Below are 19,255 nucleotides of genomic sequence, written 5' to 3'. Positions count from 1 at the left end.
ACAAGTCGTTGATTTTAAACATTTAATAAAAACCCTGCTCTTGATGTTCAGGCTGAGAAGCCAACAGAAAGTGCCACAGCGGCTGCGTGCGCTGCTGAGAAAAATGCAAAAAGCCTCCGTTTCTGGAGGCTTTTTACTGTTACACGCCATTTTTCAATTTATCTCAGGATGAATCAGCTGCGGTAGTCGGCGTTGATGCGCACATATTCATAGGAGAAGTCGCAGGTCCACACCCTGGCGCTGGCGGCGCCGCGCCCCAACTCCACTCGCACGGTGATTTCGCTCTGGTTCATCACCGCCTGACCCTGCTCTTCGCTGTATGCCGGATTGCGGCCGCCGTCGCAGGCCACCAGCACATCATCCAGATATAAGGAGAGGCGATCCACATCCAGATCGGCGACGCCGGCATAGCCGATGGCCGCCAGCAGCCGGCCCAGATTCGGGTCGGAGGCGAAGAAGGCGGTCTTCACCAGCGGCGAACGGGCAATCGCATAGGCCACATCCTTGCACTCGGCCACAGAACGGCCGCCGTTGACGTCCACCGTGATGAACTTGGTGGCGCCCTCGCCGTCGCGGACAATGGCCTGCGCCAGTTCGATCGCCACTTCCAGCAACGCCTGCTTCAGTTGCTGATACGCCGGCTGCTCGGCGGAGTCGATCAGGCCCGCCTCGCTCTTGCCGGTGGAAATCAGGATGAAGCTGTCGTTGGTGGAGGTATCGCCATCCACCGTGATGCTATTAAAGGAGAGATCGGCCACTTCGCGCAGCAATTGGTTCAGCAGCGGACGGGTGACGGCGGCGTCGGTGGCGACGAATCCCAGCATGGTGGCCATATTGGGATGAATCATGCCCGAGCCCTTGGCGATGCCGGTGATGGTGACCGGCTTGCCATCCAGCTGCAGCGTGCGGCTGGCGGCCTTGGCTATGGTGTCGGTGGTCATGATGGCCTGGGCCGCATCGGCCCAGTCGGCGGCGCGCAGCGTCGGCAAAGCGGCGATGATCTTGCCGGCCGGCAGCGGCTCCAGGATCACGCCAGTGGAAAACGGCAGCACCTGCTCGGTCTGCACGCCGCTTTGCGCGGCGAGCGCCTGGCACACGCTCAGCGCGCGCTGGCGGCCATCGACGCCGGTGCCGGCGTTGGCGTTGCCGGTATTCACCACCAGCGCGCGGATCTGCACGCCGGCGGCCAGGTGCTCCTGGCACAGCTGCACCGGCGCCGCGCAGAAACGGTTGCGGGTGAACACGCCGGCCACGGTATTGCCCTTGTCCAGACGTACCACCAGCACATCCTTGCGGCCCGGCGTTTTGATGCCGGCTTCGGCCACCAGCAATTCGACGCCGGCGACCGGCGGCAGCAGGCCGGCTTGCGGCGGATTCAGATTCACAGCCATGCGATACTCCACAATTTACAAATATGCGACCGATTATATAAGAATCTGGTCATTTGCGTCGCAGCAAAACCAGCCTCGCGTCAGGCTTGCTGCGCCTCGCTCAGGCATTGCAGCAAGGCTTCGCCATAGCGGGCCAGCTTGAGCTCGCCCAGGCCGTGGATATGGCGCAGGCCGGCCGGGCTGTCCGGGCGCTTTTCCACCAGATCGCGCAGCGTGCGGTCGGAGAACACCGCGTAGGCCGGCACATTGTGCTCGTCGGCCACCTGACGGCGCCAGCGGCGCAGCGCCTGCCACAGCCTCTCCTCTCGCTCGGTGCGCAACCAGCGGTCGGCGGCGGCGCTGCCGCGCGACTTCTTCTCGTCGGCCAGCGGGCGCAGATAGATGCTTTCCTCGCCCTTCAGCAGCGGCCGGCAGGCATCGGTGAGCACCAGCGACTGGCCGCGGGCGATGTCCACCTGCACCAGTTGGCGCGCCACCAGCTGGCGGACGATGGAGCGCCACCAGCGCTGGTTCATATCCTTGCCGATACCGTAAGTGCTGAGCTGGTCGTGGCGATGATGGCCGATGCTGGGGCTTTGCCGCCCCAGCAGCACGTCGATGACATGGCCGGTGGGAAAGCGTTGCCCCACTCTATAAATGCAGGACAACAGCTTGCGCACCGGTTCGGTGGCGTCATAAGTGATGGGCGGGTGCAGGCAATTGTCGCAATGGCCGCAGGGGCGGCTGTCCTCGCCGAAGTGGGCGAGGATGTGCTGGCGGCGGCAGCCGGCGGTTTCGCAGAAGGCCAGCATCGCATCCAGCTTGGACAGCTCCACCTGTTTCTGCAGCTCGGCCATCTCGCCGCCTTCTATCATCTGCCGCAGCTGCACCACGTCGTTGAGGCCGTAGCACAACCAACTGGCCGACGGCAGGCCGTCGCGGCCGGCGCGGCCGGACTCCTGGTAGAAGTTTTCCGGGCTCTTGGGCATGTCGATGTGAGCGACGAAACGCACGTCGGGTTTATCGATGCCCATGCCGAAGGCGACGGTGGCCACCATCACGATGCCATCCTCGCGCAGGAAGCTGCGCTGGTGCGCCTCGCGCTGGGCGTGGCTGAGGCCGGCATGGTAGGGCAGCGCTTCGATGCCGTTGTCGCACAGCCACTGCGCGGTGTCCTCCACCCGCTTGCGCGACAGGCAGTAGACGATGCCGGTGGCCCCCTGGTGCTCCTGGCGGATGAAGTCCAGCAGCTGCTTTTTGGCGTTGTGCTTTTCCACCACCTGGTAAAACAGGTTGGGACGGTCGAAGCTAGACAGGAATACCCGCGCTTCGGCCAGCTTCAGATAATGGATGATGTCGAGCCGGGTCTGCTCGTCGGCGGTGGCGGTCAGCGCAATGCGCGGCACTTGCGGGAAGCGCTCGGCCAGCAAGCCCAGCTGCTGGTATTCGGGACGGAAATCATGGCCCCAGTGGCTGACGCAGTGCGCCTCGTCGATGGCGAACAGCGCGATGTTCAGACTGGACATGAATTCCAGGAAGCGCGGCGTCAGCAAGCGCTCCGGCGCCACGTACAACAGGTCCAGCGTGCCGGCGCGGGCCTGGCGGGCGATGTCGCGCGCCTCTTCCGGCGAGGTGGCGGAGTTCAGGCAGGCCGCGGCCACGCCCAGCTCCTGCAAGGTGGCCACCTGGTCCTGCATCAGCGCGATCAGCGGCGACACCACGATGGCCACGCCGTCGCGCAGCAGCGCCGGAATCTGGTAGCACAGGCTCTTGCCGCCGCCGGTGGGCATCAGCACCAGCGCGTGGCCGCCATGCGCGACTTGCTCGACGATCTCCTGCTGCTGCCCGCGGAATTCCGGGTAGCCGAAAACATGATTGAGGATGGAGACTGCGTCGTGCATGCCGGGTGCGATCTGCGGGAAAAAACGCCATTGTACGGCAAGCGGGGGGAGGAATGCGCCGGGACAAAAAAAGAAGCCGCCAGGATATGGCGGCCACAAGTTGGATGGAGACAATGTGAAACGAAGAGGAAAAATGCTCTCGCACTGTGACAGACCCGCCCCGCCGCGATAAAGTTCCGCGCTTTTCGCAAATTCATGCCGCGCCGCGCCAGCCGGTTTCCCCTGGCGGGCGGCTATGCGACACTGGCGGGATATTCTGGAGATCAACATGCGTACTCGTCTTGCCCCCTTGTTCGCCCTGCTGTTGCTGGCCGGCTGCGCCACCGCGCCCCAGCAGGCCGCCGCCCCCGCCCCGGCCAAAGCGGCAGAGCCGGCGCCGCCGCCGGCCAGCGCCGACTGGCAGAATCTGGGCGTCTCGCCCAACGGCAACATCCTCAACGAGCTGGACTGGCTGTCGCTCAAGCGCCAGGGCCCGCTGGTCACCTTCCGCGACCGCAAGACCATCTTCAACCTGAAGCAGGAAAACTTCCTGTCCACGCCGCGGCACAAGGTTTCGCTGAATACCTGGCAGATAGACTGCTCCCAGCACACCTTCCGCCTGCTGGACATGACGCTGTTCGATGAAAACGGCCGGCAGATCGCCAGCTTCTCCTATAATGACAGTCAGATAAAAGCCATGCCGGTCGTGCAGAATTCCGCCAGTTACCAGCAGATGCTGCTGGTCTGCAAGGGACAGCCCGGCTTCTGATCCCGGCTTCTGATCCCGCCCGCCGCCCGCCAATCAACAGGAATCCCCATGACTATCCGACGCGTGGTATTCAATCAGAAAGGCGGGGTGGGCAAATCCACCATCGCCGTCAACCTGGCGGCAGTGGCGGCCAGCCGCGGCCGCCGGGTGCTGCTGATCGACCTGGACCCGCAAGGCAACGCCAGCCACTACCTGCTGGGCGAGGCGATGAAGGAGGCCGGCCCCAGCGTCGCCGACCTGTTCCAGCAAATGCTCAACATCTCGTTGTTCGGCAAGGAGCCGCAGGACTTCGTCCGCGCCACCGGCATAGATGGCCTGTCGCTGCTGGCTTCCCAGCCCGAACTGGCCGAACTGATGGCCAAGCTGGAGTCGCGCTACAAGATGTTCAAGCTGAAGGAAGCGCTGGACCAGCTGGCGCCGCATTACGACGAAATCTGGATAGACACGCCGCCGGCGCTGAATTTCTACACCCGCTCGGCGCTGATCGCCGCCGACCGCTGCCTGATTCCCTTCGATTGCGATGCATTCTCACGGCATGCCCTCTATAACCTGAAGGAAAGCGCCGACGAGATCCGCTCCGACCACAATCCCGCGCTGTATATAGAAGGCATCGTGGTCAACCAGTTCCAGCCCCGCGCCAGCCTGCCGGTGCGGCTGGTGGACGAGCTGAAGGCCGAAGGCCTGCCGGTGCTGGCCTCGCCCTTGTCGGCGTCGGTCAAGATCCGCGAATCGCACCAGGCCGCCCGCCCTATGGTGTACCTGGATCCGCGCCACAAGCTGTCCCGTGAATTCGAGGCTCTGTATCAAGAATTGAGCGAGCGCTGACGAGGAAACAGATGCCGAGGTTGAACCGACTCACCTCGCTATTGCTGGGCTGCCTGCTGGGGGCGGGCCTGCTGTTCACCGAATACTGGCTGCTGCTGGAGCATGACCGCGCCGAACGTCTGCAGGAACAGCAGCACTGGGGGGCGCTTGGCACCGGTCTGGTGGTGGTGCAGCTGGAGGACGCGCTGGAGCATACCCGGATCATGGCGCAGCAGCTGGCCAGCAACGGCCAGGCGCGCGGCCTGGCGGAAATGGCCCGCCGCGTGGTGCGCGAGGACAGCGTGTTCGCCGGCATCGGCACCGTGGCGCTGGTCGAGCAAAACCAGCGCGACGCCTTCGAAAACCGCATCGCCACCAGCATCCGCTTCCTGAAGAACCAGCACCTGCAGCCCAGCCCGGTCCAATTGCAGTACTACCCGGTGGCCAGCTACCTGCCAGACGACGCCAACGCGCTGCCGCAGGGATTGGACCTCAGCCATCTGGGCGACTCCAAATGGCTGCTGGACCTGGCCCGCCGCAGCGACCAGCCGATGCTGCTGCCCAGCCAGCTCTCCGGCCTAGGCGGCATCCGGCTCGACATCATCACCCGGCTGGGCGACGACCACACGCTGCTGCTGCTCAATCTGCGCCAAGACAAGCTGATGCAGCCGATAGGCAACGAGCTGATCACCGACAATCCGCTGCATCATGTCCGCCTGCTGATCTGGAGCAAGAACCAGCCCGACGTGCCGCTGCTGGACTCGGCGCCGGGCCGCCCCATCCCCACCGAGCCGCCGATGTTCTCGCGCCGCAGCAAGGTCGGCGGCAACGAATTGCTGCTGGGCGCCTATTCGCTGCAGCCGGTGCAGCCCCTGCTCAGCCCGATGGCCTGGACGGTGCTGATCGCCTCGTCCGCCACCCTGGCGCTGCTGCTGTTGCTGCAGCAACGCCAGCTGCTGGCCAATCGCCAGTTGCACGAACAGCTCAAACAACAGCAACTGCTGCTGGAGCAGAACAACCGCACGCTGCGCGAGCAGATCAGCGACCGGGTGATGTCGGAACAGGCGCTGGCGCAAAGTGAGGCCCGCCAGCGCGCCATCCTGGAGGCCAGCTCCGACGCCATCATCCTGATAGACCGCAGCGGCCATATCCTGCAGACCAACCCCGCGGCGGCCAAACTGGTGGAGCAAAGCGCCCACTCGCTGGAAAACCTGCCCGCCGGCGTGTTGTTCCCCGATCTGTACAATCCCGACCCCGGCCACGCGTTCGAGCAGACCGCGAGCCAGCACGAAGGCCGGCCGTTCGAAACCCGCTTGCTGCGCAGCGACGAGCAACAGCTGCCAGTGGAGCTGTCCCTCAGCCGGGTGGTGATGCCGGATGACTGGTTCTACGTCACCGTCTGCCGCGATATCTCGCGCCGCAAGGAGCAGGAAGAAGCGCTGATCCAGCTGAAGAACAGCCTCGCCGAACAAGTGGAAGTGCAAAGCCGGCAGCTTGCGGCGCTGCTGGACGCCAGCCCGCTGGCGATGGCCTATATCGTCGACCGCAATCTGCGCCAGGTGAACCACGCTTTTCTGGAGCTGTTCCAGCAGCAGGGCCAGGACGTGATCGGCCGCCCCACCATGCCTTACTTTGAAAACCCCGAACAATGGGAGCGCACCGGCAAGGCCCTGTACAGCCTGCTCAACGATGGCAAGGTGGTGCAAACCGAAGTCCGGCTGCGCACCGGCAAAGGCCAGCTGTTCTGGTGCCGCCTGCACGGCCGCGCGGTCAACCCCTCGGTGCCCAAGCTCGGCACCATCTGGGTGTACCTGGACATCTCCGCGCAGCGCTCGCTGGAGGAAACCCTGCGCCACGCCAAGATCCTGGCCGAGGAAACCAGCCGCGCCAAGACCGAGTTCCTGGCCAATATGTCGCACGAGCTGCGCACTCCGCTGCACGCCATCCTGGGTTTCACCGAAATGGGACAGCTGCGCGCGCAGAGTCTGGGCGAGGCCAAACTGGAGCAATACTTCACCCGCATCAACACCAGCGGCAGCCGGCTGTTGACCCTGCTCAACGACCTGCTGGACATGGCCAAGATGGAGGTCGGCCGCATGGACTACAACATCGGCCGCGGCAATCTCAGCCAATGCCTGCGCGAAGCCTGCGACGAAATGACGCCGATGGCGTCCCGCAACCAGATCCGCATCGATCTGGAATGCGCGCCGGAAACCCTAGCGGCCGACATCGACCCCTTCCGCATCGGCCAGGTGATACGCAATCTGCTGTCCAACGCCGTCAAGTTCAGCCCCGCCGGCTCGGAAATCCGCGTGCGGGCGCTGTTGGACGAACAGGACGGCCAGGAATGGGCGCACGTCAGCGTGGCCGACTCCGGGCCCGGCATCCCGGAAAAAGAGCTGGAAACCATTTTCGACAAGTTCATCCAGAGCAGCACCACCAAAACCGGCGCCGGCGGCACCGGCCTGGGCCTGGCCATCAGCCGCGAAATCATCCACGCCCATCATGGTCGGATCATTGCCGACAATCTGCCTGACAGCGGCGCCATTTTCACCTTTTCCATTCCCAGTCATTTTCAGCGTAACCTAGAGGAGGGAACGCCGGATGCCTCACAAACTCTTGCTCGTTGACGACGAGCCGTTCAATCTGGAACTGATGACCGAACTGCTGGAGGATGCCGGCTACGAAACCCGGCAAGCGGAAAACGGCGAAGTCGCCTGGCAGATCCTCGAGCGCGAAGGCGAACAGTTCTCCACCATCCTGCTGGACAAGATGATGCCGGGCATGAGCGGCTTCGACGTGCTCAAGAAGATCAAGGCCGAGCCGCGGCTGGAGTTCCTGCCCGTCATCATGCAAACCGCGATGGGCGCCGCCTCCAGCGTGCAGGAAGGCTTGGCTGCCGGCGCTTTCTACTACCTGACCAAGCCATTTTCTCGCGACATGCTGCTGGCCATCGTCGGCGCCGCCGTCGGCCACTGGGACCGCTACGCCCATTTCCGCGAATTGGCCAATCTGCATGTCGACGCGCTGCGCCACCTGCAGGGCGCCCGCTTCCGCTGCCGCACCCACCGCGAAGCCCAATCCATCACCGCGCTGCTGGCCAAGACCAGCTCGCAGCCGGAGCGGGTGGCCACCGGGCTGTTCGAACTGCTGGTCAATGCCATCGAACACGGCAATCTGGACATCAGCTACGAGCAGAAAAGCCAGCTGCTGGCCAGCGGCGAATGGGAGCAGGAGCTGGAGCGCCGGCAGCTGGCGCCGGAATACCGCGACCGCGAGGTGTCGCTGGAATTCAGCCTGATCGGGCAGCAGCTGCAGTTCATCGTCGAGGACATGGGCTCGGGCTTCGACTGGGAGTACTACCAGAACGCCGAGCCGGCCTCGCTGATGACCAGCCACGGCCGCGGCATCCTGATCGCCCGCAAGCTGTCCTTCGACAGCCTGCACTACGAAGGCAAGGGCAACCGGGTGATCGCCCGCGTCAGTCAGGGCTGATCCCGCCGCAGGCGCCGCGAGCGCGCCAGTAGCGCGGCTGCTGCTGCCGCAGGCAGCCCCAGCGCAGCTCGCGGCCGAAGTCCAGCGTCACCGCGCCGTCCAGATCGGTGCGCAGCACCGTTGCGCCGTATTGCTCGAAGCGCTGCAACACTTGCGGATGCGGATGGCGGTAGCGGTTGAGAAAGCCCGCGCTGACCACCGCCAGCCGCGGCCGCGCCGCCGCCAGCCAGGCCTCCCCGCTGGAGGTGCGGCTGCCGTGGTGGCCGGCGATCAGCACGCTGCTGGCCAGCCGGATGCCGGGCTGCGCCGCCAGCGCGTCCTCCACCTGCCGCGGCGCGTCGCCGCTGATCAGCAAGGCATGTCGGCCGCCCGCCACCCGCAGGATGCAGCTGCGAGCATTGTCCTCGCCCGCCGCCGCCCCGGCCCCAGGCGCCAGCACATCGAAGCGTATGCCGTCCCAGTCCCAACCCTGGCCCTGCCGGCAAGCTGCGGCCCGCGGCAGCGTCTGCGGCTGGCCGGCCAACACCTTTCCCACCGGCAAGGCCGCCAACACGCCGGCCGCCGCGCCGTCGTGGTCATTGTCGTGATGCGACAGCATCAGCGCGTCCAGCCGCGCCACCCCCAGCCCGCGCAACTGCGGCAGCACCACCCGGCCGGCGTCGCCGGCGCCGGTGTCGAACAGCAGCGCATGCTCCGCCGTCTGCACCAGCAACGACAAGCCCTGCCCCACGTCCAGCACCGTCGCGCGAAATTCGCCGCGCGCCGGCCCCGGCGGCCGGTAGAGCAAACCCGGCAGCAACAGCAGGCAGGCCAAGGGCTTGCCCGGCACGCCGCGCGGCGCGATCAACCACAGCGAACCCGCGCCGGCCAGCGCCAGCAGCGGCCACGGCGCGCCCGCCACATGCCAGGCCGGCCCGGCGGCCAGCCGCTCCACGCCGAAGTAGAAAGCTCGCGCCAGCCAAGCGGCCAGCGGCAACAAGCCATCCCACGGCAAAGCCACCGCCAGCAGCGCCGCAGGCGTCAGCAGCATGGAAACGAAGGGGATGGCCAGCGCGTTCGCTAGTGGCGACAACAACGGAAAACCGCCGAACAGCGCCGCCAGCGGCACCAAGCTGGCCACCCCCGCCGCCCATTGGCCATCCAGCGCGGCGCGCCAGCCCGGCGGCGGCCGACGCCGCGCCAACGAACAAAACATCAGCGCCGCCACCAAGCCGAACGACAGCCACAGGCCAGGCGCCAACACCGCGAACGGGTCCAGCAGCAAGGTCAACGACAGCGCCAGCCACCACACCTGGAACGGCGACAGCTGGCGGCGCAGCTGCAAACAGCCCCAGCCGGCCACCAACATGAACAAGGTGCGCTGGGTCGGCACCGTGAAGCCGGCCAGCAGCGCATAGACGGTGGCCGCCGACAGGGCGGCGCCGGCGGCCAGCAAACGCGGCGCGCGCGCCACCGGCCAGCGGCGCAGCAGGCTGGCGCATGCCCAGCCCGCCAATCCCGCCAGCATCGTGATGTGCAAACCAGAGATGGACACGATGTGGGTCAGGCCGGTGGCGGCGAACAATTGCCAATCCTCCCGCGCCACCCGCTGCTGCGCGCCCACCGTCAGCGCGGCCACCAACGCCGACTCCCTGCCGGTGCCTAGCGCCCGTTCGATGCGCGCCACTTGGCGCGCGCGCCAGCCGTCCACCCAGGCCATCAGGCCGTGCCCGTCGGCCAGCCTCCGCCGCTCCTTGCCGGCCGAGCCGCTGGCCAGCAGCCCCTCCGACCACAGCCACTGTTCGGCGTCGAAGCCGAACGCGTTGGCGCTGCCGCGCCTGGGCTTGAATCGCGCGCTCAATTGCCAGCGGCTGCCAGGCGGCCAGTCCCGCTTCAGATAGTCGTGCAGCTGCACCCGCTCCGGCAGCGCCGCGCCCGGCGTCAGCGTCCGCTCCACCTCCAGCACCAGCCGGACGCCGTACTCGCCGGGATCTGGCAGGCCGCGCACCACCGCGACGAACGCAATCGGCTTCTGCTGCCAGGCGGCCGGCAATTCCTGCTGCAGCCGCCACTGCGCGCGCGCTGCGGCATAGCCAAGACCCAGGCACAGCGCCAGCAATACCAGCAGCCATCGGCGGAGCGGCCAGCCCGACCGCCAGGCACAAGCGGCCAGCGCCGCCGGCAGCAGCGCATACTCGCGCAGGTCCGGCAAAGCCGGCAGGAAAGCGCAGCCCCCCACCCCGACGACCCAGGCAATCAGCGCCGCCATGCCAGGCGCGGGCCTGGCGCGCCGTTCGCGGCCATCCGGCATTTCGCCTCCGCCCGGCCGCCGATTAAGTGGAAATACCATCATGGCAAATGACAATGTTGATTAAATTGAATTCTGTATAAGCTGAATCTGTGGCAATCGCGGAAGTTACAGCCCTGCCGGCATCCCGCTGGCGGGATCACTGACGAAGGAGCAAACGTGGACGCATACATCGGCACCATTCTCGCCTTTGGCTTCGACTTTCCCCCGATAGACTGGGCGCAATGCCAGGGCCAAACCCTGCAGGTCTCCCAGAACCAGGCGCTTTTCGCCACCATCGGCAGCCACTACGGCGGCAATGGCAGCACCGTATTCCAGTTGCCCAATTTGTGTGGCCGGATGCCCATCAGCATCGGGCCGGCGCAACCCACCTACAACCTGCCGTCCTACGCCATCGGCAACTTCGGCGGCCAACAGACCGTCAACCTGCTGACCGCCAACATGCCGCTGCACAACCACGGCACCTCGGCCGTCAACGTCAGCTTCCAGGCCTCCACCGTCCCGAACCCGACGACACCGGCCAGCGCGCCCAGCACCAGCAACCCCTATCTGGGCGCCTCCGGCGGCGGCACCGGCCTCGCCACCATCTGGAGCCAACAACTGGAGAGCCCGGTCACCGTCAAAGGGCTGGGACTGAGCGGCAATACCGACACCGCCGGCGGCACCGCCCCGGTCAGCGTGCTCAACCCCTACCTGGCGCTGAATTTCTGCATCGCCGTGCAAGGCATCTTCCCCACCAGACAATAACGCCACTGCAGGCGGCGCGGCCCGCCCGCGCCGCCGAGGAGAACCCGATGCTGGCCGAACTCCGTAGCGAAGATTTCGCTCCCTTGCTGGGGCAGAGCTGTCTGTTCAGCGTGGAGCAGCAGCCCGAACTGGAATTGCGGATCCAGACTGTCCGCCAGAAGCCACTGGCGCAGGTGCCTGGCCGGGAGGACACGCAGCGCACGCCTTTCGTGGTGGAGTTGGTCGCCGCCCACGCCACCGAACTGGTGGACGCCGTCGGCACCCTGAGCCTGCCGGCGGCAGACGGCCTGCCCGAACGGCGGCTGGAAAACGTCTGGATCAGCCGCACCGGCGCCATGGGCCGCGACCGCCAGTACTGCTATTTCCAGTTGCCGTTCAATTAACGCCGCCAGCGCCAGCCGCCAGCGGCTGGCAGCTTCAAACCGCCCCGACCATGATGGACCGGCCGTCCGGATACCACACCAGCTTGTCGGCCACCGCGCCCGCCTCTTCCAGCACGAAACCCAGCGACTGATACAGACGCCGCGCCTGCTCGTTGCCATGCCACACCACCACCGCCAGCGGACAACGCACCTGGCGCGCCGCCTGCTGCAAGCCCTGCAGCACTTGCTTGCCATAGCCCCGCCCGCGCGTCTCCGGCAGCATGGCCAGGAAGATGACCCGCACCTCGTTATGGCCGAAGTCCACCATCACCACGCCGATGGCGGCGCCGGTCTGCTCCACCACGAAATGCATCGCGTTCGGATGATTCTGCCCCGCGCCCTGCAGCAGCGCCTGCAACTGCTGGCGCTGCACCGTATCGATCAGTTCGCGCTCCCCCTGTATCCACTGCAGGTCCGGCCGCGCGCTGCGGTAGACCTTGTCGATGAAAGGCGCGTCGGCGGACTGCGCCGGCCTCAGGGTCAGGCCCTGGGCCAGGGAGGCGAAATTGAGTTCGGCGGCCATGCTCTCTCCTTGGAATTGACACGGTGAATGATGGGAAAACCAGCGCCGTCTCGATCGGACAGCGCGTAACGGCTACAAGCCGGCCTCGCGCTCGACAACGGCCAGAAGATGCCGCCAACCCAGCTGCAACAGGCTGTAGCGCTCGCCGCGCAACTTCGCCCAACCCGCGGTTTCGCGCAGCGGCGCGACCTGGCGGTCGCAGTCCTCCAGCCGGACCCGGAACACCGCGCTCAACGGCACCAGGCCATGGTCGCGCGCTTCGGTGGCGATCGGCCCGCCGAAAGTGGAAGCCAGCAGCGGCTGGTCCAGCGTGGCCAGATTCAGGCTGTCTATCGGTCCCAGCCGGCAAGACACCGCCCAGCCCTCGCCGCTGTCTGGCACAAAGCTGGCGCGGCCGCCGCGCCGCAGCCCGATCAGGCTGTCCTCGTCGACAAACGCTTCCCCCCGCGCCCCGTCCGGCCCGACCAGATCCAGCAGATGCTCGCCCTCGGCCACCACGGTGCCCGGCCGCAACGCCTCGCTGCTGTCCGCCACCCGGCCGGCGAACGGCGCCGTCAGCACCAGTCTGGCCACTTGCCGGGACAGGCTGGCCACCTGCTGCTGCGCGGCCCGCCATTGTTTCTGCAAGGCCGGCCCCTGCTGCTGCAACTCGCTGTTGAACGGCTGCTGCGACGCCTGCCAGGCCAGGTGGCGCTCCACCACCTGGGCCTGCGCCATTTGCCGGGCCAATTCCGGCGAGTACAGCCTGGCCAACACCTGGCCCGCCCGCACCTGCTGGCCATCCCGCGCCTTGACCTCGACCACCTCCGCCGCATCCGGCGCGTACAAGCCTTGCGATTGCGCGGCGGCCAACACCGCCGGGCTGGAGAAGACATCGCGCTGCCACGGCAGCAACAGAAACAGAGCGATCAACGCCAACAAAGCGGCGCTGCGCGCGGTTTCCAGCTGCCAGCGCAAATCCGCCCGCCGCGCCCACCAGCAACGCAGCTCGGCAACGATGGGCCGCGCGATGAACCAGCCCAGTTCAACGCCCAGCAACAGCAGGCCCAAAGTCTTGAAAAAGAGGTGGTAAACCAGGAAGGCGATGGAGAGGAACAGCACCAGCCGGTACAGCCAGGTGGCCCAGGCGAACAGGATCAGCGCGCGGCGCCGGGCGGGCTGGAAGAACTCAGGAACCGGGTCGTCCAGCCCCAACAGCCACTGCCGCATCTGCCAGCGCGCCAGCGCGAAGGCGCGGGCGTGCAGATTGGGCATGCCCCACCAGTCTGCCAGCAGGAAATAGCCATCGAAGCGCATGAAGGGGCTGGAGTTGATCGCCAGCGTCGCCAGCCAGGTGGTGGTGGCCAGCAGAAACACCCCCGCCCGCAGCGGACCGTCCGGCAGGAAGCACCAGGCCAGCGTGGCCCAGGCCGCCAGCGTCAGCTCCGCCAGCATGCCGGAGACGCCGATCAGCATGCGCTGCCGCCGCGACGGCAGTTTCCAGGCGTCGCTGGTATCGGTGTACAGCACCGGCACCATCACCAGGAAGGCCACTCCCATCGCCGGCACCCGGCAGCCGAAATGCCGGGCCGTCAACGCATGGCCCAGCTCGTGCAATATCTTGGCCAAGCTAAGCGACGCCGCGATGCCCAATGCGGCGCTCCAGCCGCCGTAACCGGAGAAGGTATGAGTGAACTCATCCCAGCGCCGGGACGCCAGCGCCAGCGCCAGCGCGGCGACCGTCGCCATCAGCCACCAGAACGCCGGCCGAAACACCGCCGCCAGCCAGGGCAGCAGCCGGTTCAACACCGGCTCCGGCCGCACCAGCGGAATGCGGAAGAACAGGTAGTTCTTCAACAGCCACATCGCATGCCCGGGCTTGCCGGCCTGGTACTGGCGCCAGACCCGCTCGCAATCGGCGGGGGCAAGCGGTTGCAGCAATTGGTGCTGCCGTAAAAACAGCAGCAGCTGCAGCAGATCGTCTTCGCCCAGTTCGAGCGTGGTTTCGGCATTCACCGCCGCCAATACCGCCGCGGCGTCGCCAAGCGGCCAGCGCGACAGCATCTCGAAACCGGCCCAACCCAGCTGATAGAAACGGTTGGCTCCCGGATCGTGCAGCATCCAGCTGGGCGAGCCGTCCGCCTGCGCCGGGCCGGCGTGCAGGGTCAACTCCTGCCGCAGCGGCGGCAGCGCCGCGGCGCCCATCACCAGCCCAGCCATTGCCGCGCCGCCGTCAACGGCCGCCGCAGCGCGTAATAGGACAAAGGCACCCAGTCGCCATACACCCGCGCGGTGCCCATCTGGCCCAATTGCGGCAGACGCTGGCCGGCGGCGAAGCTCGCCTGCAGACGGTAGGCCAGCAGATTGCCCTCACTGACTTCGGCCTTGTAGGCCACCCGCAGCAAAGTGGCATCGTAGGAGCGGAACGGCGAGGCGTTGGGATACAGCGTGACCTGGCTGCCGGGCTGGATGGCGATGGCCTCGGCCGCCGGCAGCCAGGCTGTCAGCTCCACTTTGGCGGGGTCCGCCAGCGTCATCACCTTTTCGCCCTGGGCTACTGCCTTGCCCTGCCAGTCGTTGCGGTCGGAAAACACCACCACGCCGTCGGCCGGAGCGGTGACATGCAGACGCTTGAGCTCGCGGCCGGCGAAATCGGCGCTGATGTCCTTCTCCTCCAGCCTGGCCTTGTCCTGCGCCATCGCCAGCTTGCCCTTGTCATCGGTGACCGCCAACTGCGCGCTGGCGCGGAAGCTTTCCTCAGCCGCCCGCCTTTCTTCCTTGGCCAGCTCAAACTGGCCGGACAACAGGGTGGCGTCCAGATCGAACAAGGGCGCGCCGCGCTTCACCGGCTGATTGGGCGACACTTCGACGCGGTCTATCACCCCCGCCACCGGCGCCCGCAGCAGCATCGGGTCGCTGGGCACCACTTCGGCGCGCGCCAGCACGCTCTGGCGAATGGGAAAACAGGCCACCAGTAGGGCCGCCAACAACGCGCGCCGCCGCCGCGGTCCGGCGCGCAGGCCATCCCGCAGCAGCGCCCGCCAGTTGCGGCGCGGCGCGAACTGCCGCAGCGCGTGGGCGTAGGCGTGCGCCAGCTCTTCCGCCAGCTTGAGCTCGTAGTCGCTCCAGGGTTGATCGCGCGCCAACAGCAAGGCGCCATGCTCGCCCAGCGGCAGCCACAACGCATGCTGCGGCAGCCATTGCTGCCATTCCGCGGCCAGCGCCGGCGCCAGGTCGGCGGCTTCGCAGCGCCGGCTGGCCGCGCCGGCGGCCTCGCGCGCCAATTGGCGGAACAAGGCGCTCAGCCATTGCAGATAGGGCGCGGTGGGGTCGGGATCAACCAGGCCGGACAAGGTTGCGACATGGCGATGCAGGCCCTCGCGCCAAAGTGCGGCCTGCCGGTAGGGCAGCAGCTGCAGGCTTTCGTTGACCATCACGAAGCCCAGCTGCGCCGCGCTGTCGGCCTCCCGCGCATGGCGCTGCAGCTGCAGCAGGGTGGCCAGTTCCAGACTTTTGTCGGCGTGTCCCATGGCCTTATTTGAAACTGGCCCAGCCGCTCATGCCGGGCAGCAAGTTGCCGGCCTTGCCGTCTATCACGCCTATCGCCAGGATGGACTGGCTCACCGGGTCGATCTGCGCGCCCAGCCGCTCTATCCGGGCCGGGAAGCTGGCGCCCAGCTCGTCGACCGAGATCGTGAAACGGCTGCCTGGCTTCAGCGTGGCCAGCCACTTGGACGGCACCAGCATCCGCAACTCCAGCGAGTCGGAATCGACGATGTCCAGGATGGGGTTGCCCGGGCTGACATACTGGTGCACCGCCGCGCTGCGCTTGGCCACCCGGCCGTCGAACGGCGCCGCGATGCTGCACTTCGACACCAGCGTCTGCGCGTAGCTGGCATCGGCGGCGGCCTCCTTGGCCTTGCCCTGCGCCTGGGTCAGCTCCAGCGTGCCGACCGAGTTGTATTTGGCCAGCTGATTGTTGACCTTCAACAGCTGGCTGGCAGCCTCCAGCGAGGCCTGCGCCTTGCGCAGCTGCGCGCGGTAGCTGCTGCAGTCGAACTCCACCAGCGGCTGGCCGCGGCGGAAGCTTCCGCCTTCCACTACCGGCAGCGCGGAGATCTTGGCTGGGATTTCGCTGGACAGGGTCACCGCGTGGCGCGACATCAGCTGCACGCGGATGCGGCCGTCGGCGGCGTTGAGCGTCGAGGCCGGCGGCGTGGCCGCGCCGGCGTGGCCGGCCAGTCCGATGGCGGCGAGGGTGAGCCAGCGCGTTATCATTTGGCCGCGCCTCCCGCCACCGTGCCCTGCCATTTGGTTTCGGAGCCGCGGAACGCGGCGCTGAGCGAAGCCAGATCATAGCCCTGGGTAGCGGCCGGCAGCGGGTCCAGCCCCAGGCTGGCGCCCATTTGGCCATAGGCGTTTTGCAGATCGCCGTAGGTCTGGAACAGCCGCAGCGACGAAAACACCGCGTTGGCGTCGGCCAGAATGCCCTGCAGCCGCGCGGTGGCGCCGCTGTCCACCGCATTGCGGGTTTGCTCATAGATGGCCTGGTCGACGCTGTTGAGCTCATGCTCCAGTTCGAACTGCCGCGCCTTGCCCTGGAAGTCGAGATAAGCGACATGGACCTGGGTCAGCACCGCCATGTTCAAGGCCATCCGCTGCGCGTCGTCCACCCGCTTTTGCGCTTCGGCCGCGCGCGTGATCGGCCCCGCGCTGAACAAGTTCAGCAGGTTCCAGCTGATGCGCAGCCCGGCGTCGCTCCAGGAGTTGTTGATCAGGAATTTGTTGCTGTCGTAATGCTGGCCGACGCTGAACTCCAGCCCCGGCAACAGCTTGGCGATGGCTTTGCGCGTCTCCAGCGCGCTGATGCGCTTGCTGTAATTGGCTTCGACCACTTCCGGCCGGTTCAGCAGGGCCATGTCCTCCATCTTGTCGACATCGATGCCCAGCGCCGGCACCGGCATGTCGGCGGAGGCGGCCACCTGGAAGTCCTGGCCCGGCGTCACATTCATGATGGCGGCCAACCTGGGCTTGGCCTGCGACAGCGCGTTGCGCACCGCGCTCATCTGGCGGATCACGTCGAGCAGCTGGCGGCGGTAATTGAGCGCGTCCAGCGGCGCCCGCAGTTTCTGCTGCTCGACGTGGCGAGCGTCGTCCAGCGCCGATTCGGCGTCTTTCAGCAACGCGTCCACCCGCCCTTGCAGGCGCTGCGCGCCGGCGGCCTGCCACCACGCTTCGCGCACCTGCTGCATCAGCTGCTGCGCGACCTTGCGCTTGCGCTGCTCCAGGATCAGCACCCGGTCCGCCTGCTGCTGCGCCGAAAAATAGCTGACGCCGAAGTCCAGCACGTTCCAGCTCAGGTTCAGGTCGGCGGTGCGGTCGCGCTTCTCGCTGGAGATGGACGGCGCCAGCGACTGCTCGCCGGTGGCGATGTTTTGCGAGGACGAGGCGTTGTCCTTGCTGCGCGAGGTGTAGCCCGCCGCCAGCGCCAGCTTGGGCAGCATGTCCAGGCTGGACAGATCCAGCTGGCGCTGCGCCATCGCCTCTTCCATCAGCTTCACCCGGTAATCCAGATTGTATTTGAGCGCCCGCGCCATCGCCTCCTGCAAGGTGACCGGCGCGGACAACGCTTCCTGGCTGCCGAACATCGCCTGCCTGTCGGCGGCGAGCGTGGCCTGCCGCTCCGACAGGCTGATCGGCTGCGGCGTCGCCGCGCAGCCGGCCAGCGCCGCAGCGACGGCCAGAACGGTCAGTCGAACCACCCATGATCCCGCTTGATCTTTGGATTGCATGCTGCTGTCCCCTTGAACTTGGAAAATGCCGGGGTCCGAACCCCGCCATGCCTGCCGCCGCGCAAGGCTACGCTTGCCCATCGCCCTCCAGCCATGCCTGCATCCGCTGCAGGAAAGCCTTGTGGCCGTGGCGGTCGAACTGCTGGTTCAACGCCAGCTTGCCGGCGGCCGCCTTGCCTGCCGCCTTGCCCGCCGGCGTTCCGTTCGCACGCGACTGGCCGAAGTTGAGCTGGATGTGGCTGTTGCCATGGTGGCCGCTCTTGTCCTGCACGCGGATGTCGATTGAAATCGGCTTGTTCCAGCCCGCCGGCGCCTGCCCGATGAATTTGCCCGTCGCCGGGTCGAACTTCAGCCACGAGGGCAGCGGCTGGCCATCGCTCTGCCGGGCGACAATGCTCAGGCTGGCCGTGGACTCGCGGGTGATGATGGTGGCCGGCGGCAGCGTGATGGAGAAAGACTGCCCGGACACCAGCGGCCTGACGCCAAGATCCGGGTTCACCTGCAGCGCGATGGTGGGGTTGGCCGCCACATTGCTGACAAAGGACGGCGCCGCGCCATTGACGGTGTCCGTCGTACCGAAAGTAGGCGTAGTGACGCTGGTTCCGACGCCGGCATGATCGGTCGGCAGCGTGCCCGTCCCTGGAGCGGTGTTGCCGTTGGCGGTCGTCACCGCAGGGTTGCCGCTGACCGCGGCCAACACGATATTGGGCGTGATCGGCGGCAGCTGTATGGTATTGCCGAAGCTGGTCGTCTCGACAGTCGCCACCGGCGTCACCGTGCTGGTCATCACCACCGACGTCGATACCTGATACGCGGGCACACTGACCGTGCCCGCCAGCTGGTTGCCGGCGACATCGCTGACCGTGCCGCTCTTGATCGCCAGCGACAGGGTGCCGTCGCCGCCCACCCCGGTCAGTTGAATGGCGTAAGTGGTCGCGTTGATCTGCGTGACGCTCGCCACCGTGCCATGCGCGCCGCTGCTGGTCACCACGCTCAGGTCGGCTGCGTTGAACCCGACCACCGGTTTGGAAAACACCACTTGGTAGCCCAGCGTGCTGGCCGAAGTGCTCAAGGCGTCGGTGGCGGTAAAGCTCTGCACCTGGGGCGCGGCGGTGTCCACCGTGATGGTGTAGCCGGTCGACTGCCCGCTGATGTTGCCGGCCGCGTCGGTCGCCGTCGCCCGAATG

Annotated in this window: 15 protein-coding genes; 6 read left to right on the top strand and 9 right to left on the bottom strand. The window is 66.7% G+C overall.

Annotation, left to right across the window (positions count from 1 at the left end):
• Window positions 1–173 precede the first annotated feature (173 nt).
• Both argJ and recQ read right to left on the bottom strand, forming a co-directional pair.
• On the bottom strand, window positions 174–1,391 hold the full coding sequence (gene argJ / locus MY55_RS21890; protein WP_043579678.1) for a bifunctional glutamate N-acetyltransferase/amino-acid acetyltransferase ArgJ: 1,218 nt from the start codon (window positions 1,389–1,391) through the stop codon (window positions 174–176).
• Between the two features lie 80 nt (window positions 1,392–1,471).
• A complete protein-coding gene (gene recQ / locus MY55_RS21885) occupies window positions 1,472–3,271 on the bottom strand; it encodes a DNA helicase RecQ (RefSeq protein ID WP_047244586.1) in 1,800 nt (599 codons plus the stop codon).
• 268 nt (window positions 3,272–3,539) lie between these two features.
• On the opposite strand from recQ, the gene MY55_RS21880 reads away from it, so the two are divergent.
• Genes MY55_RS21880 through MY55_RS21865 form a run of 4 tightly spaced genes read left to right on the top strand, consistent with a single transcriptional unit; the run spans window position 3,540 to window position 8,318 of the window.
• On the top strand, window positions 3,540–4,019 hold the full coding sequence (locus tag MY55_RS21880) for a surface-adhesin E family protein (protein WP_043579674.1): 480 nt from the start codon (window positions 3,540–3,542) through the stop codon (window positions 4,017–4,019).
• Window positions 4,020–4,067: 48 nt separating this feature from the next.
• On the top strand, window positions 4,068–4,844 hold the full coding sequence (locus MY55_RS21875; RefSeq protein WP_080962190.1) for a ParA family protein: 777 nt from the start codon (window positions 4,068–4,070) through the stop codon (window positions 4,842–4,844).
• An 11-nt stretch (window positions 4,845–4,855) separates the two neighbouring features.
• Entirely contained in the window at window positions 4,856–7,453 is a 2,598-nt protein-coding gene (locus tag MY55_RS21870) for an ATP-binding protein (RefSeq protein WP_047244587.1), read from the top strand.
• A complete protein-coding gene (locus MY55_RS21865) occupies window positions 7,428–8,318 on the top strand; it encodes an ATP-binding response regulator (RefSeq protein ID WP_043579672.1) in 891 nt (296 codons plus the stop codon). The genes MY55_RS21870 and MY55_RS21865 overlap by 26 nt, the downstream gene beginning before the upstream one ends.
• Here MY55_RS21865 and MY55_RS21860 read toward each other — a convergent pair.
• On the bottom strand, window positions 8,305–10,608 hold the full coding sequence (locus MY55_RS21860) for a DNA internalization-related competence protein ComEC/Rec2 (RefSeq protein WP_244270708.1): 2,304 nt from the start codon (window positions 10,606–10,608) through the stop codon (window positions 8,305–8,307). The two genes, MY55_RS21865 and MY55_RS21860, sit on opposite strands and share 14 nt — an antisense overlap.
• A 156-nt stretch (window positions 10,609–10,764) precedes the next feature.
• Here MY55_RS21860 and MY55_RS21855 point away from each other — a divergent pair, with 156 nt between their 5' ends.
• Both MY55_RS21855 and MY55_RS21850 read left to right on the top strand, forming a co-directional pair.
• Window positions 10,765–11,352, top strand: coding sequence for a phage tail protein (locus MY55_RS21855; protein ID WP_043579670.1), 588 nt, complete (start codon window positions 10,765–10,767; stop codon window positions 11,350–11,352).
• Between the two features lie 47 nt (window positions 11,353–11,399).
• Window positions 11,400–11,735, top strand: a complete 336-nt coding sequence (locus MY55_RS21850; RefSeq protein WP_043579667.1) for a hypothetical protein — start codon at window positions 11,400–11,402, stop codon at window positions 11,733–11,735.
• Window positions 11,736–11,769: 34 nt separating this feature from the next.
• Here MY55_RS21850 and MY55_RS21845 read toward each other — a convergent pair whose 3' ends face one another.
• From MY55_RS21845 to MY55_RS21820, 6 genes are all read right to left on the bottom strand, one after another.
• Window positions 11,770–12,297: a GNAT family N-acetyltransferase gene (locus tag MY55_RS21845; RefSeq protein ID WP_047244588.1), complete on the bottom strand. Its 528-nt coding sequence runs from the start codon at window positions 12,295–12,297 to the stop codon at window positions 11,770–11,772.
• A 72-nt stretch (window positions 12,298–12,369) separates the two neighbouring features.
• Entirely contained in the window at window positions 12,370–14,496 is a 2,127-nt protein-coding gene (locus tag MY55_RS21840; protein ID WP_244270707.1) for a site-2 protease family protein, read from the bottom strand.
• Window positions 14,481–15,806: an efflux RND transporter periplasmic adaptor subunit gene (locus MY55_RS21835; protein ID WP_043579662.1), complete on the bottom strand. Its 1,326-nt coding sequence runs from the start codon at window positions 15,804–15,806 to the stop codon at window positions 14,481–14,483. Before MY55_RS21835 ends, MY55_RS21840 begins: the two co-directional genes overlap by 16 nt.
• Before the next feature lie 4 nt (window positions 15,807–15,810).
• Complete coding sequence (locus MY55_RS21830) at window positions 15,811–16,554, bottom strand: efflux RND transporter periplasmic adaptor subunit (protein WP_043579660.1); 744 nt, start codon at window positions 16,552–16,554, stop codon at window positions 15,811–15,813.
• A complete protein-coding gene (locus tag MY55_RS21825; RefSeq protein ID WP_080964108.1) occupies window positions 16,551–18,068 on the bottom strand; it encodes a TolC family protein in 1,518 nt (505 codons plus the stop codon). Before MY55_RS21825 ends, MY55_RS21830 begins: the two co-directional genes overlap by 4 nt.
• Before the next feature lie 67 nt (window positions 18,069–18,135).
• Window positions 18,136–19,255, bottom strand: a 1,120-nt coding sequence (locus tag MY55_RS21820) for a putative Ig domain-containing protein (RefSeq protein ID WP_244270706.1), incomplete at its 5' end; no start/stop codon positions are given.

Source organism: Chromobacterium subtsugae (genome assembly GCF_001676875.1).
GTDB lineage: Bacteria > Pseudomonadota > Gammaproteobacteria > Burkholderiales > Chromobacteriaceae > Chromobacterium > Chromobacterium subtsugae.
Note: the sequence above shows the minus strand (reverse complement) of the source record. Positions and strands in the feature narration are given on the sequence as shown.